This window comes from Bradyrhizobium sp. AZCC 1577 (assembly GCF_036924575.1).
In the GTDB taxonomy this organism is placed as follows: domain Bacteria; phylum Pseudomonadota; class Alphaproteobacteria; order Rhizobiales; family Xanthobacteraceae; genus Bradyrhizobium.
Genome location: NZ_JAZHRQ010000001.1, coordinates 648,749 through 662,150, shown reverse-complemented (window position 1 = coordinate 662,150; position 13,402 = coordinate 648,749). Strand labels below are relative to the sequence as shown.

Below are 13,402 nucleotides of genomic sequence, written 5' to 3'. Positions count from 1 at the left end.
GAGTTGAGGGTCCGCAGGTCAGGAGGGATTGGTTCAGGTGCTGGCGTCGAATGCCGCTAACAGATGGCGTGGCAGACGCCTGGGCGCAATCAGGACGGCGTCAAAACGGAGCTCGAATTCGGCATGCTCGGGATGCGCCATCAGCCAGGCTTGGGCGGCGTCGATGATGCGGGCCTGCTGGCGCGGCGTGACGGCATAGGCGGCGTCATCGAGGCTGGCGCGCGCCTTGACCTCGATGAAGGCAATCAAACTGCGCTTCCTCGCCACCAGGTCGATCTCGCCATAGGGGGTGCGGAAGCGTTTGGCCAGGATGCGGTAGCCTTTTGCCATCAGATAGGCCGCGGCGCGGCTTTCGGCGGAAAGCCCGGTGCGAAATGCCGCAACCCGCTCGGGCGCAGCGAGTTTCGTGGTCGCGTCAGGCGGCGTGGTGCCGTCAGTCTTCGCCATCGTCGCCCCTGACTTCTTTGGCGAGCTCCAGCGCGCGGGCATAGACTTCGCGGCGCGGGCGGCCCGAAAGCTCGACCGCATGCGCGACGCTGTCCTTGACGCTTTCGCGCGCCAGCGACGATCGCAGCAGGTCGTCGAGGTCGTGCTGGGTCATGACATCGGCGTTCTTGCGCGGCGGGCCGACCACGAGCACGAACTCGCCACGGGTTTCCAGCGTGGCGGCCGTCCTTGCCAGCTCGGCGATGGGGGCGCGCTTGATGTCTTCGTGCAGCTTTGTGAGTTCGCGGCAGATCGCGGTGTCGCGCCCGGCCATGATCTCGGCGAGGTCGGCGAGCGTTTCCTGCACGCGGTTGCCGGATTCGAACATCACCAGCGTGGCATCGATCCTTGCCAATTCGGCCAGCCGGGTCCGCCGCGAGACTTGCCGAGCCGGCAAAAATCCCTCGAAGTAAAACCGGTCGGTCGGGAGTGCTGCGACCGAAAGCGCCGTCAGCACCGAGGACGCACCGGGCACCGCGATCACGGCATGGCCGGCGGCAGAGACCTCGCGCACCAGCTTGAAGCCGGGATCGGAGATCAGGGGCGTGCCGGCGTCCGACACCAGGGCGATGGAAGCGCCCTGCGCCAGCCGCTCCAGGATTTTCGGCCGCGCCATCGCCGCGTTGTGCTCATGATACGGCTTGAGTTCCGCCGAGATCGCATAGCGCTCGATCAGGCGGCGGGTGATGCGGGTGTCCTCGCAGGCGATGATGTCGACGCCGGCCAAGGTCTCCAGCGCGCGCAGAGTGATGTCGCCGAGATTGCCGATCGGGGTTGCCACCAGATAGAGGCCAGGAACCGGCTTCGGGGCATTAAGAAGGTGGCCGCCAATCAAAAATGTTCTGTTGGCCGAACCCGGTTCGGTATCGGAGCCGTAGCTTGAACTGGGTTTGGCGCGCATGACGGCAATCTAAAGGGGTCTTGGGGCAAGCGCCATATCTGGCGGGATGGCGGCAAGGGCGGAGAGTTCCCCGCGGGAAGACAATGCGCGGCGAGGTGTTAATCCTTTTGTTTTGGTTAACTAATCCTCGACAATATGCAGAATCCCAATTGGGTTCAGTAGCGGTTCAGGTGCCTCGGCCCAGAAGGCCGGAATCCTGGCCGACGGCGGTCGGTCAAGAGAAGAGACAGAATGGAAGGCCCGTTCAATCGCAAGCTTGGATCCCCGGACTCGCGGCCGTCGGGCCCGACCCGGCGGACGGCAGTCGGTCTTATCCTCGGCGCGCCCCTGCTCGGCGCCTGCTCCGGTGGTGGACAGATTTCCAACCCGTTTGGCCCGTCCGCGCCCGAGGGGCCGCCAGGCCCGCAGCAGCAGCCGCTCGCCGTCGGCACCGGGCAGGTCAAGGTCGGCCTGATCCTGCCGCTTTCGGCCGCCGGCAATGCCGGTGTCGCCGCGCAATCGATGAAGAACGCGGCCGAGATGGCGCTGGCGGAATTCCAGAATCCGAACATCCAGCTTCTGATCAAGGACGACGGCGGCAGTCCGCAGGGCGCCCAGCAGGTCACCCAGGAGGCGCTCGGCGAGGGCGTCGAAATCGTTCTGGGCCCGCTGTTTGCGGCCTCGGTGCCGGCGACCGCGCAACTGACGCGCGCGCGGAGCATTCCAGTGATCGCGTTCTCGACCGATTCCAGCGTCGCCGGACGCGGGGTTTATCTGCTGAGCTTCCTGCCCGAATCAGACGTCAACCGGATCGTCGATTATTCGGCCAGCATCGGAAAGCGATCGTTTGCGGCGCTGTTGCCCGACAACGCCTATGGCAATGTGGTGGAAGCGGCGTTCAAGCAGGCGGTCGGCCGCAAAGGCCGCATCGTCGCCTTCGAAAAATACACCGCCGATCGTGCCGGCGCGGCGCGGACGGTGGCGCAGTCGCTCGGCTCGGCGGACGCGCTGTTCATCGCCGACGACGGTGAATCGGTCGTGGCAGCGGCGGATGCCTTGACCTCGGCGGGCGCGAACTTGCGAAACATCCAGTTGCTCGGCACCGGGCTCTGGGACAATCCGCGCATCTATGCGAGCGCGACGCTGCAGGGCGGGCTTTATGCTGCACCGGATCCGTCGGGCTTCCGCGCCTTCTCCGGCCGCTACCGCGCCAAATACGGCACGGACCCCGTGCGCACCGCAACGCTCGCCTATGATGCCGTCGCGCTGGTTGCTGCGCTGTCGAAACAGCAGGGCGGCCAGCGCTTTGCGCCGGAGACGCTGACCAACCCGTCGGGCTTTGCCGGCATCGACGGGCTGTTTCGATTCCGTTCCGACGGCACCAACGAGCGCGGGCTTGCGGTGATGAAGGTCGCAAGCGGCGGCAGCACGCCGGTTGCCGGATCGCCGAAGAGTTTTGGGGCGTGATCCTTCGTCGCCCCTGCGAACGCAGGGGCCCAGAGCCACCATCGTTGGTTTTGAGAGACGCCGTCGCCTTGTGCCCTTTACGCGGGTTGCGGCGTATGGGTTCCTGCGGTTCGCAGGAACGACGGCTGTTACGCGGCGAGATCCGCCACCACCGCGTCGAGCACCGGAAAACCTTCCTTCGTCACGCGCAATCTTCCGTCGGAGTCGACGGATATCGCGCCTTCCGCGCGCAGGATGGCGATGCGGCTCGGATCAAGCGCGCGACCCGACAGTGCCGCATAGCGCCTGGGGTCGATGCCTTCGGCGAGCCGCAAGCCCATCAGCAAGAATTCGTCGGCGCGTTCTTCGCTGTTGAGGTGGTCATCGGTGACGACGCCGTGGCCGTTGGCCTCGACGCGCATCAGCCAGGCCTCCGGGCGCTTCTCGGTCGCGGTGGCGTGTCGCGCGCCGTCGATGTCGAGGCGGCCATGCGCGCCGGGACCGATGCCGGCATATTCCTCGCCGCGCCAATAGACGAGATTGTGCTGGCACTCCGCGCCTTCGCGCGCGTGATTGGAAATCTCGTAGGCCGGCAAGCCATGATGCGCGCAGACTTCCTGCGTCACGTCGTACAGCGCACGCGCCACCGCCTCGTCCGGCGTCTTGAGTTTGCCCGCCGCATGCAGGCCGAAGAACGGCGTGCCTTCCTCGATGGTGAGCTGGTAGAGCGAGAGATGCTCGGCGGCTTCGGAAATCGCGAGCTTCAGTTCATCCGCCCACATAAGCGGGGTCTGGTCGGGGCGGGCGTAGATCAGGTCGAATGAATAGCGATCGAACGCGGCGCGCGCGATCGCGACCGCGTCGAGCGCCTCGCGCGCGGTATGCAGCCGTCCGAGCGCTTTCAGCGAGGCGTCGTCGAGCGCCTGCACGCCGAGCGAGGCGCGGTTGACGCCGGCTGAGCGATAGCCGCGAAACCGCGTCGCTTCTACGCTGGTCGGATTGGCTTCGAGCGTGACCTCGACATTGCCGGCGACGCGCCAATGCTTTCCGATCGCATCCAAAATCGCGCCGACGGTCTGCGGCTGCATCAAGGAAGGCGTGCCGCCGCCGAGAAAGATCGATGTGACGGTTCGCCCCGGTGCGCGCGCCGCCGTGGTTTCGATCTCGCGCGCAAACGCGCGCGCAAAACGTTTCTCGTCGATCGGTGCGTGGCGGACGTGGCTGTTGAAATCGCAATAGGGGCATTTCGACAGGCAGAACGGCCAGTGCACGTAGACGCCGAAGGCATCTTTGGGGCGGGGTCGCTCGCGACTAGCCAAGGCAGATCTCCGCCAGTTTGACGAAGGCTCGTGCCCGGTGCGACAGGCCAAGCCCAAGCGGCGGCAGGCCGTGCTTTTCGATGGAAGTCATCTCGCCAAAGGTCCGCGTGTGCCCGTCGGGCAGGAATACCGGATCATAGCCAAAACCGGCGGTGCCGCGCGGCGGCCAGACCAGGGTTCCGTCGGCGCGGGCCTCGACCTCTTCGAGATGGCCATCGGGCCAGGCGACGCACAGGGCCGAGACAAAATGCGCACTTCGCTTGTCGGGCGCGGTGGCGCCGCGCTCCTGCAACAGGCGCTCGACCCTGGTCATCGCCGCCATGAAATCCTTGCCATTGCCGGCCCAGCGCGCCGAATAGATTCCGGGCGCGCCGTCGAGCGCATCGACTACGAGACCGGAATCATCGGCAAAGGCCGGCAATTGCGCGGCTTTCGCCGCCGCGATCGCCTTGATCGCGGCATTGGCCCGAAACGTCTGGCCGGTTTCCTCGGGCTCGCCCAGACCCAGCTCGCCCGCGGAAACCGCCTCGACGCCGTGCGGCGCGAGCAATTCCTGCATCTCGGCGAGCTTGCCGGGATTGTGGGTCGCGATCACGAGCCGGCCGGTGATTCGACGGTGCATGTGCGATCAGACTACGCCACAGCCAGCTTCTGCAAGTCCACCAGACGCGCGACACCCTTGCGCGCCAGTTCCATCAGCGCCAGGAACTCGTCTTGTGAAAACGGCGTCTTCTCAGCGGTGCCCTGCACCTCGATGATGCGGCCGTCGCCGGTCATGACGAAATTGGCATCGGTCTCGGCCTCGGAATCCTCGGCATAGTCGAGGTCGAGCACCGGCGTGCCCTGATAGATGCCGCAGGAGATCGCGGCGACATTGTCGCGCAGCACGTTGGCTTTCAGCATGTTGCGGTTCTTCATCCAGCCGATGCAGTCGGCCAGCGCCACCCAGGCGCCGGTGATCGAGGCCGTGCGCGTGCCGCCATCGGCCTGGATCACGTCGCAATCGACCGTAATCTGGCGTTCGCCGAGCGCTTCGAGGTCGACGGCTGCGCGCAAGGAGCGGCCGATCAGCCGCTGGATCTCGACGGTGCGCCCGCCCTGCTTGCCGGCGGCGGCCTCGCGGCGGGTGCGCTCCAATGTGGCACGCGGCAGCATGCCGTATTCGGCGGTTACCCAGCCGCGACCCTGGCCCTTCAACCAGGGCGGCAACCGTTCTTCCAGGGTGGCTGTGACCAGCACATGGGTGTCGCCGAACTTCACCATGCAGGAACCTTCGGCATATTTGACCACGCCGCGTTCCAGCGACACGGGGCGCAACTGATCGGGCGCACGGCGGCTCGGCCGCATGGGGAATCCTTCCAAATCGAGCGAAAATTCGTTCGCGGTGCTTGTAGGAGGGGGAGCGGGCAGCGGCAAGGGTTTTTGCCTTGTTTCGGGGTAGAGGTTCGGTTCTGAATCAATCAGAACCGAACCTCTACCTTCGTGTTTTGACGCGTTTTCTTTACGCGAACCGGCGGCCGCCCCCGGATCACGTCCGAGGGCATGCTTCGCTCGAAAACGCTATGTGAAGCGGACGCTTGTCATCGGCGCGCCGGATCGACAAATTAGGGGTATCAGGGAGTTAACAGTGGCCCACCACGATCCGATTGGCCTGATCGCGCCGCATGCGGGGCTCGCCCAGCTCAACGAGCGCTCGCGCGACATTTTTCGTCAAATCGTCGAGAGCTATCTCGCGACCGGCGAACCCGTCGGTTCGCGCAACGTCTCCCGCTTGATCGCGGTGCCGCTGTCGCCGGCTTCCGTCCGCAATGTGATGTCGGACCTCGAAGCGCTCGGCCTGATCTACGCGCCGCATACCTCGGCCGGCCGCCTGCCGACCGAACTCGGCCTGCGCTTCTTCGTCGACGCCCTGATGCAGGTCGGCGACCTCACCGAACCCGAACGGGAATCGATCCAGAACCAGCTTGCCTCCGTCGGTCGGGCGCAGTCGGTCGAGGCGGCGCTCGGCGAGGCGCTGACGCGGCTGTCCGGCCTGACCCGCGCGGCCGCCGTGGTGCTGACCGCAAAATCCAATTCGCGGCTGAAACACATCGAATTCGTGCGGCTGGAGCCGGAGCGCGCGCTGGTGGTGCTGGTCGGCGAAGACGGCCAGGTCGAAAACCGCGTGCTGACGCTGCCGCCCGGCGTGCCTTCCTCGGCGCTGACGGAGGCGAGCAATTTTCTCAATGCGCGGATTCGCGGCCGTACGCTCGCTGAAGCGCGCCTCGAACTCGAAACCGCGATGGCGCAGAGCCGCATCGAGCTCGACCAACTGACGCAGAAGGTGATCGAGGCGGGGATTGCGAGCTGGTCGGGCGGCGAAAACGAAGACCGGCAATTGATCGTGCGCGGGCATGCCAACCTGCTGGAAGATTTGCACGCGCTCGAAGATCTCGAACGCGTCAAGTCGCTGTTCGACGATCTCGAGACCAAGCGCGGCGTGATCGACCTGTTGGGCCGGGCCGAGCGCGCCGAAGGCGTGCGGATCTTCATCGGATCGGAGAACAAGCTGTTCTCGCTGTCCGGTTCCTCGACCATCATCGCACCCTATAGCGACGCTTCGCACCGCATCGTCGGGGTTCTCGGCGTGATCGGGCCGACTCGGCTGAACTATGCGCGGGTGATTCCGACGGTGGATTACGCCGCCCGCATTGTCAGCCGGATGCTGGGCGGCTGATCCGCCACGAATCGACCTTAATCAGGGCTGGTTGCGCTTGATTTTCGGCCCCTAAAGCACGATATCCCCCGGCAGCAAATCCCCATCCAACCAGAACCGTTTTTTGAGAAGGCAGTCTTATGACCGATCCCAACCGGCCGAGTGACGACGGGGCACAACCCGCCAACCAGACCGGCGAGCCCGTGGTCTCAAAACCCTACATCATGCCCGACGATCCCGAGGATGGATCGGTCGAGGCGTTGACGAAGGAAGCGGCGGGAGCGCGCGACAAGATGCTGCGCACGCTGGCTGAGATGGAAAACCTGCGCAAGCGCACCGCCAAGGAAGTCGCCGACGCGCGCGCCTACGGCATCACCGGCTTCGCCCGCGACATTCTCGAAATCGCCGACAATCTGCAGCGCGCGCTCGATGCCATGCCGGCCGAGACCAAGGCCACCGCCGATCCGGCGCTGAAGGCGTTCATCGAAGGCGTCGAGTTGACCGAGCGCTCGCTGCTGAACACGCTGGAGAAGAACGGCGTCAAGAAGTTCGATCCATCGGGCGAGAAGTTCGATCCCAATTTCCAGCAGGCGATGTACGAAGTCCCCGATCCGTCCGTTCCCGCAGGGACGGTGGTTCAGGTCGTGCAGGCCGGCTTCATGATCGGCGAACGCATACTGCGCCCGGCGCTGGTCGGCGTGTCGAAGGGCGGCGCCAAGGCGGCACCGGCCGCCAACAATGAGCCGAACAGCGCGGCGTAAATAGGCGCGCAAGTCGTTTCGAACCATGAAGGCCCCGCTGCGGAAGCTCGGCCTTCATCCTTCGAGACGCGCGCAGGCCGCTCCGCAGGGATGAGCGGTCTACGGAGTATCACCGAAGGCGGTTGACGCGGGCCTATGCTTACAGCGGCCTCTCGTCCGCCCTTGGCCGGTAGGTCCCAAAACTCCAGAGATTGCCTTCCGGGTCGCGGCAGGCGAAATCGCGGCTACCATAGTCGGTGTCGCGCAGGTCCATTTCAATGATGGCGCCGGAGGCTTTGACCTTCGCATGTAGGGCGTCGGGATCGTCGACCGCGACATACAGCGCGTCCGTGCGACGGCCGCCGATATCGCCGACGAGCTTGCCGTATTCGTCCTCCCTGCTCTGGCCGAGCATCAGGATCGAGGGTCCAAAGGCAAGCTCGGCGTGATGGATGGTGCCGCCGTTCCGGTAGACGGCGCGTTCGGTGAAACCAACAACTTCCTTGAGCCAGCGGATCATCGCTTCGGCATCCCGGCAGCGCATCGTCGGATAAAGGCGCGGCGCTTCGCTTTTGCTTGGACTGGTCACCGGCAACCCCTCGCATTGCGTTACCTCACTAGTATCGCGAGGCGAGGGCGGTCGGCTTGAAGATTTGTTACCTGACCGGCTACGCGTCCAGTGCGTCCAGCGGGCGCAGCAGGCGGCTGTCAGTCAGCGCCAGCCGGTGGGCCCAGGCCGTTGGCGATTCGCCGGCAAGGGTTGAAAATTCGCGGGCGAGATGCGCCTGGTCGGCATAACCGCTTTCGGCCGCAATCCCTGCCCAGCCGCCTCCCGCTCCCGTCCGCGCCAGTCGGCAGGCTTCGTGAAAGCGCATCATGCGGGCGACCGGCTTCGGCGCCAGACCAATTTCCGCTCGGAAGCGATCGACCAAGTGCTTGCGGCTCCAGCCGATCTCTCTTGCAAGCGCAGTGATGCGCACGCTGCCCGCGCTGCGTGCGAGCCGTCCATAGGCGAATGCGATCTCGGGCGAAGGCCGATGGCTGGCACGCCCTGCAACAAAATCCTCGACCAGATCGAAGCGATCCTGCCAGCAGGATATCGCGCCAAGCCGCTCGCGCAGGTGCGGTCCCTCAGGCCCCAGTACGTCACCGATGTCGACCATGCGCGCGGTGAGATCGGCGACGGCCCCGCCAAAGAAGCGATAGGCGCCAAGCGGCGTGAAATCCACCTGCACGCATTCGGCGCCGCCATCGGATTCGATATGAACCGGACCGGCATAAAGCCCGGCGGCGAAAGTCGGCTGCCGATCATCAGCGTCAGGATCGCGTCCGAGAGCGATCAGGAACGGTGTGCCGAAGCTGATGATCAGCGGGACTACCAGACCTGCGGTTTCGCGCTGGAAGAACCGGCCGGGCGCGGTTTCGCGATAGCCCGTCATGCCGGCGATCAGGCCTGTCATGCGCTGCGATGGCGCACGACGAATCATCTCGAACGCGAGTGGAGCCGCTGGACCTGACATCCCAAACCCCCGAAGCGGGCAAGACGAACGCACTAGGCCGCGATATCGCCCGACTGGATGCGCTTGACGCCGGCCTTGGTCATGTCGGCCCAGGCTTTTGCGAGCGAGCCCTGGGTGTCGATGCCGCGGCAGGCGTCCTCGATCACGTAAGTCTCGAAGCCCGCCTTGCGCGCATCCAGCGCGCTCCATGCCACGCAGAAATCGGTCGCGAGGCCAGCGAGGAAAACCCGCTTCACCTTGCGCGCCTTCAGGTACGCCGCGAGCCCCGTCGTGGTCTTGCCGTCGGCCTCGGTGAAGGCCGAATAGCTGTCGATGTTCTTGCGAAAACCCTTGCGGATAACGAGGCCGGCATGCGGGATCGCGAGGTCCTTTGACAGCGACGCACCCTCGGTCCCCTGCACGCAGTGATCCGGCCACAGCACCTGATTGCCGTAGGGGAGATCGATGGTTTCGAACGGCTTCTTGCCGGAATGGGTGGAGGCGAACGAGACGTGGCCCGCGGTGTGCCAGTCCTGCGTCATCACCACATTGGCAAAGCCCTTGGCGATGCGGTTGATGACGGGCACCACTTGATCGCCGTCTTTCACGGCAAGGCTGCCGCCTGGCAGGAAGCAGTTTTGCACGTCGATGACGAGGAGCGCGGAGGCGTTGTCGGGTTTCATCGGTGCAGCCCATGGCGTCGTTGGAACGAGGGCGAGGACGGATGCCGCGCCAAAGCCTGTCAGAACCAGTCTGCGAGAAAGCATAGCGCGTCTCCCTGCCATGAACCCGGCAGGGGAAGGCTAGTTCCATTGGTGTACGAACGAAAGCCCGAAATTTCAGCGCGTCCTGAATATCAGGGCGCGCTTTTTTCGAATTCGCGATCAGGCTCGCGGCCGGATTCCGTCGCGCACGGCGCGGAAGCGTGGAAAGGCCTTGGTCCAATCATCGCGCGGCGAAGAGCCGATGATGCGCATCGAGGTCTGGGCGCCGAACCGCAGCCATTGCACGATCGTCACCGGCGTATTGTCCTTGCCGCTGATGGCGTCGATCCGGGTCTCGTAGCCGGGCTGGCCATCGATGCGGACCGGCTCCGACATCGTGATCCTGCCATCGCGGACGCCGGGAATGGTGGTCGCGATCTGCTGGGCAAAGCGGCCGCGGTCGTCAGGCGACGCCGCCGTCGAGCCGATCAGGCCGATGATCATGAACGGCGCGACCTCGAAGCCCTTCTTTTCGTCGCTGTCGGAGAGAATGAGGGCGGCGCCCGGCGCCAGCGTACGGACGTTCTTGAAGCTCGAGAGTTCGCCGATCTTGAACGGCATCATCCCGAGCTGTTCCTCGACAGGAACCTCAACGCGGATCACGGCAGATGCGAACATCTGGCGCACGGCATCGTCGGTATAGATCTTCGAGGCGTTCTCCGGCACCTGCACGGCGACGTAGCCGGAGAAGGTAGGGCCGGGCAGGATCATGGAATAACGGCGCACGCTGGTGGCGCCGTCCTTGGCGTTTTCGACGGTGTAGTAGGCGAGCCCCGCTTTGGTCTCGATGCTTTCCGGCTTGATGCCGCCAGTGCCGCCGGGATTGGCCTTGAAGGCATTGGCGACCTCGCCATAAGCCTCGGCGGGCAGGTCGGCGACCAGCACCTTGACGCCCTGGTCTTCGGTCTCGAATCCCGTGAACGCCCTCGCCTTGTTGAGGCCGACCAGCGGCGTCATGCCGACCCTGGCGCCCGGCGGGAAAACCGGGTCCGCGGCGAACGCGGAGGAGGTGGCGGCAACGAGGAGGGCAACCGCAGCAAAATATCTAAGTGGCTTCATGGAGGGTCTACCGGGTTTGCATGGAGGCCGTTCAAAGATCGGACGGTGGTGGAATCTGGGCCTCGGGGCGCGACTGGGTCGTTCCGTTCGGCCCGCTTTTAGCGGTTTTGGTGTCCCTGCAACAGGGCAGGACGGGCGTCCGTTCCCCCGCCTCGCTCCTATTTCGCGGCATTCTGCCCGGCCTCCGAGCTCTTTTTTTGGGCGCTTCCAGCGGCCAAATACCGCGTCCCCTCAACCGGCGGCCGGTCCACGCCGTGAGGATGCTGCCGTATCGCTGTGCAACGCTTCGGGGTGTGAGCGATAAAGGAGTTGCCGATTTCTTAACGCCGGTCACGGCACGGGGGCCGGCCCCAGGCGGCACAATCTTTCAAACGCCAGCCTTTTCAGGCCCTAAGCTTGCGCTCGGTCCTTGCAGGCACAACCCCCCCTCCTATATGAGGCTCACCGTCGCAATATCGCGAGTATTTGAACGTTGGGGGTTCGGTTAGGTGCGCCGTCCAGGGCCCAGCCAACCTGCCGCAAAAAGAAGGATATGAGGACCATGGGAAAGGTCATTGGGATCGATCTCGGCACCACGAACTCGTGTGTCGCCGTAATGGATGGCAAGACTGCAAAAGTCATCGAGAACGCGGAGGGCATGCGCACCACGCCCTCGATCGTTGCCGTCACCGATGACGGCGAGCGCCTCGTCGGCCAGCCTGCCAAGCGCCAGGCGGTGACCAATCCCGAGCGGACATTCTTCGCGGTGAAGCGCCTGATCGGCCGCCGCTATGACGACCCGATGGTCGAGAAGGACAAGAAGCTCGTTCCCTACAAGATCATCAAGGCATCGAACGGCGACGCCTGGGTCGAGGCCGACGGCAAGACCTATTCGCCCTCGCAGGTCTCCGCCTTTATCCTGCAGAAGATGAAGGAGACCGCGGAAGCCCATCTCGGCCAGAAGGTCGACCAGGCCGTCATCACCGTTCCCGCCTACTTCAACGACGCGCAGCGTCAGGCCACCAAGGATGCCGGCAAGATCGCTGGTCTTGAAGTGCTGCGCATCATCAACGAGCCGACGGCGGCAGCGCTCGCCTACGGTCTCGACAAATCGAAATCCGGCACCATCGCGGTTTACGACCTCGGCGGCGGCACCTTCGACGTCTCGATTCTCGAAATCGGCGACGGCGTGTTCGAGGTGAAGTCGACCAACGGCGATACCTTCCTCGGCGGTGAAGATTTCGACATGCGCCTGGTCGGTTATCTCGCCGACGAATTCCAGAAGGAGCAGGGTATCAACCTGCGCAACGACAAGCTCGCCCTGCAGCGCCTGAAGGAGGCGGCCGAAAAGGCCAAGATCGAGCTGTCTTCGACGACGCAGACCGAAATCAACCTGCCGTTCATCACGGCCGACCAGACCGGGCCGAAGCATCTGACGATGAAGCTGACGCGCGCCAAGTTCGAGGCTCTCGTCGACGATCTCGTTCAGAAGACCATCGAGCCCTGCCGCAAGGCGCTGAAGGACGCGGGGCTCACCGCCGCCGAAATCGGCGAAGTGGTGCTGGTCGGCGGCATGACCCGCATGCCGAAGGTCCAGGAGGTCGTGAAGCAGTTGTTCGGCAAGGAGCCGCACAAGGGCGTCAACCCGGACGAAGTCGTCGCCATCGGTGCGGCCATTCAGGCGGGCGTGCTGCAGGGTGACGTCAAGGACGTGCTGCTGCTCGACGTGACACCGCTGTCGCTCGGCATCGAGACGCTGGGTGGCGTGTTCACCCGCATCATCGACCGCAACACCACGATCCCGACCAAGAAGAGCCAGGTGTTCTCGACCGCCGAGGACAACCAGAATGCCGTTACCATCCGCGTCTTCCAGGGCGAGCGTGAAATGGCGGCCGACAACAAGGTGCTCGGTCAGTTCGACCTGATGGGCATTCCGCCGGCGCCGCGCGGCATGCCGCAGATCGAGGTCACCTTCGACATCGACGCCAACGGCATCGTCAATGTCTCGGCCAGGGACAAGGCGACCGGCAAGGAGCAGCAGATCCGGATTCAGGCATCCGGCGGCCTCTCCGAAGCCGACATCCAGAAGATGGTCAAGGACGCCGAGGCCAACGCGGCCGAGGACAAGAAGCGACGCGAGGCGGTCGACGCCAAGAACCATGCCGACGCGCTGGTGCATTCCACCGAGAAGGCGCTGGCCGAGCACGGTTCGAAGGTGGAAGACTCAGAGCGCCGCGCCATCGAGGACGCCGTCAGCGATTTGAAGGAAGCGCTGAAGGGCGACGACGCCGAGGCCATCAAGGCCAAGACCAACACGCTGGCGCAGGCTTCGATGAAGCTCGGCGAGGCCATGTACAAGCAGCAGGCCGAGGCGGACGCCAAGCGGGATGCTGCCAAGGATGACGTGGTCGACGCGGAGTTCACCGAGGTCGACGACGACAAGAACAACAAGAAGTCAGCATAAGCGGGCTTTCGATCATGACCCTCATCCAAAAGAGCGCACGGCTCGCGTTCGATGGGTGGGGGTCATTTTTC

General features: G+C 64.6%; 13 protein-coding genes. 4 read left to right on the top strand and 9 right to left on the bottom strand.

The window, feature by feature from the left end; genetic code table 11:
- Positions 1-33 precede the first annotated feature (33 nt).
- Entirely contained in the window at positions 34-447 is a 414-nt protein-coding gene (locus tag V1278_RS03080) for a YraN family protein (RefSeq protein ID WP_057844830.1), read from the bottom strand.
- Positions 434-1,387 (bottom strand): 16S rRNA (cytidine(1402)-2'-O)-methyltransferase, encoded by a 954-nt coding sequence (gene rsmI, locus V1278_RS03075; RefSeq protein ID WP_334379668.1) that lies wholly within the window; start codon positions 1,385-1,387, stop codon positions 434-436. Before rsmI ends, V1278_RS03080 begins: the two co-directional genes overlap by 14 nt.
- Before the next feature lie 231 nt (positions 1,388-1,618).
- Here rsmI and V1278_RS03070 point away from each other — a divergent pair, with 231 nt between their 5' ends.
- Positions 1,619-2,833 carry a penicillin-binding protein activator gene (locus tag V1278_RS03070; RefSeq protein WP_334365803.1) on the top strand — a complete coding sequence of 405 codons (1,215 nt, stop codon included), beginning with the start codon at positions 1,619-1,621 and terminating at the stop codon, positions 2,831-2,833.
- Between the two features lie 128 nt (positions 2,834-2,961).
- On the opposite strand, the gene hemW is transcribed toward V1278_RS03070, so the two are convergent.
- From hemW to rph, 3 genes are read right to left on the bottom strand one after another with little or no spacing between them, the layout of a single operon-like run.
- Positions 2,962-4,131 carry a radical SAM family heme chaperone HemW gene (gene hemW / locus V1278_RS03065; protein WP_334379667.1) on the bottom strand — a complete coding sequence of 390 codons (1,170 nt, stop codon included), beginning with the start codon at positions 4,129-4,131 and terminating at the stop codon, positions 2,962-2,964.
- Positions 4,124-4,753 carry an RdgB/HAM1 family non-canonical purine NTP pyrophosphatase gene (gene rdgB / locus V1278_RS03060; protein ID WP_334379666.1) on the bottom strand — a complete coding sequence of 210 codons (630 nt, stop codon included), beginning with the start codon at positions 4,751-4,753 and terminating at the stop codon, positions 4,124-4,126. The genes hemW and rdgB overlap by 8 nt, the downstream gene beginning before the upstream one ends.
- A gap of 11 nt (positions 4,754-4,764) precedes the next feature.
- The gene (gene rph, locus V1278_RS03055; protein WP_065726161.1) at positions 4,765-5,478 is read right to left on the bottom strand and encodes a ribonuclease PH; all 714 of its coding nucleotides are present in this window, start codon (positions 5,476-5,478) and stop codon (positions 4,765-4,767) included.
- Between the two features lie 280 nt (positions 5,479-5,758).
- On the opposite strand from rph, the gene hrcA reads away from it, so the two are divergent.
- Both hrcA and grpE read left to right on the top strand, forming a co-directional pair.
- Positions 5,759-6,847 (top strand): heat-inducible transcriptional repressor HrcA, encoded by a 1,089-nt coding sequence (gene hrcA, locus V1278_RS03050; RefSeq protein WP_334379665.1) that lies wholly within the window; start codon positions 5,759-5,761, stop codon positions 6,845-6,847.
- Positions 6,848-6,966: 119 nt separating this feature from the next.
- Complete coding sequence (gene grpE / locus V1278_RS03045) at positions 6,967-7,587, top strand: nucleotide exchange factor GrpE (RefSeq protein WP_334379664.1); 621 nt, start codon at positions 6,967-6,969, stop codon at positions 7,585-7,587.
- Positions 7,588-7,726: 139 nt separating this feature from the next.
- Here grpE and V1278_RS03040 read toward each other — a convergent pair whose 3' ends face one another.
- The 4 genes from V1278_RS03040 to V1278_RS03025 form a co-directional block, all read right to left on the bottom strand.
- Positions 7,727-8,155: a VOC family protein gene (locus V1278_RS03040; protein ID WP_334365809.1), complete on the bottom strand. Its 429-nt coding sequence runs from the start codon at positions 8,153-8,155 to the stop codon at positions 7,727-7,729.
- Positions 8,156-8,234: 79 nt separating this feature from the next.
- Positions 8,235-9,086, bottom strand: coding sequence for an AraC family transcriptional regulator (locus V1278_RS03035; protein ID WP_334379663.1), 852 nt, complete (start codon positions 9,084-9,086; stop codon positions 8,235-8,237).
- 32 nt (positions 9,087-9,118) lie between these two features.
- Positions 9,119-9,832, bottom strand: coding sequence for a bifunctional nicotinamidase/pyrazinamidase (pncA, locus tag V1278_RS03030; protein WP_334379662.1), 714 nt, complete (start codon positions 9,830-9,832; stop codon positions 9,119-9,121).
- A gap of 117 nt (positions 9,833-9,949) precedes the next feature.
- Positions 9,950-10,888, bottom strand: coding sequence for a hypothetical protein (locus tag V1278_RS03025; protein ID WP_334365812.1), 939 nt, complete (start codon positions 10,886-10,888; stop codon positions 9,950-9,952).
- A gap of 541 nt (positions 10,889-11,429) precedes the next feature.
- Between V1278_RS03025 and dnaK the strand changes: the two genes are divergently transcribed.
- Entirely contained in the window at positions 11,430-13,331 is a 1,902-nt protein-coding gene (gene dnaK, locus V1278_RS03020; protein ID WP_334365813.1) for a molecular chaperone DnaK, read from the top strand.
- The last annotated feature ends 71 nt before the right edge of the window (positions 13,332-13,402 follow it).

Excerpts from the sequence above, each read along its gene's own strand:
- rdgB (WP_334379666.1), bottom strand. The coding sequence starts at position 4,753 with ATGCACCGTCGAATCACCGGCCGGCTCGTGATCGCGACCCACAATCCC.
- grpE (WP_334379664.1), top strand. The coding sequence starts at position 6,967 with ATGACCGATCCCAACCGGCCGAGTGACGACGGGGCACAACCCGCCAAC.
- dnaK (WP_334365813.1), top strand. The coding sequence starts at position 11,430 with ATGGGAAAGGTCATTGGGATCGATCTCGGCACCACGAACTCGTGTGTC.
- V1278_RS03025 (WP_334365812.1), bottom strand. The coding sequence starts at position 10,888 with ATGAAGCCACTTAGATATTTTGCTGCGGTTGCCCTCCTCGTTGCCGCC.
- pncA (WP_334379662.1), bottom strand. The coding sequence starts at position 9,832 with ATGCTTTCTCGCAGACTGGTTCTGACAGGCTTTGGCGCGGCATCCGTC.
- rph (WP_065726161.1), bottom strand. The coding sequence starts at position 5,478 with ATGCGGCCGAGCCGCCGTGCGCCCGATCAGTTGCGCCCCGTGTCGCTG.
- V1278_RS03070 (WP_334365803.1), top strand. The coding sequence starts at position 1,619 with ATGGAAGGCCCGTTCAATCGCAAGCTTGGATCCCCGGACTCGCGGCCG.
- rsmI (WP_334379668.1), bottom strand. The coding sequence starts at position 1,387 with ATGCGCGCCAAACCCAGTTCAAGCTACGGCTCCGATACCGAACCGGGT.
- V1278_RS03080 (WP_057844830.1), bottom strand. The coding sequence starts at position 447 with ATGGCGAAGACTGACGGCACCACGCCGCCTGACGCGACCACGAAACTC.
- V1278_RS03035 (WP_334379663.1), bottom strand. The coding sequence starts at position 9,086 with ATGTCAGGTCCAGCGGCTCCACTCGCGTTCGAGATGATTCGTCGTGCG.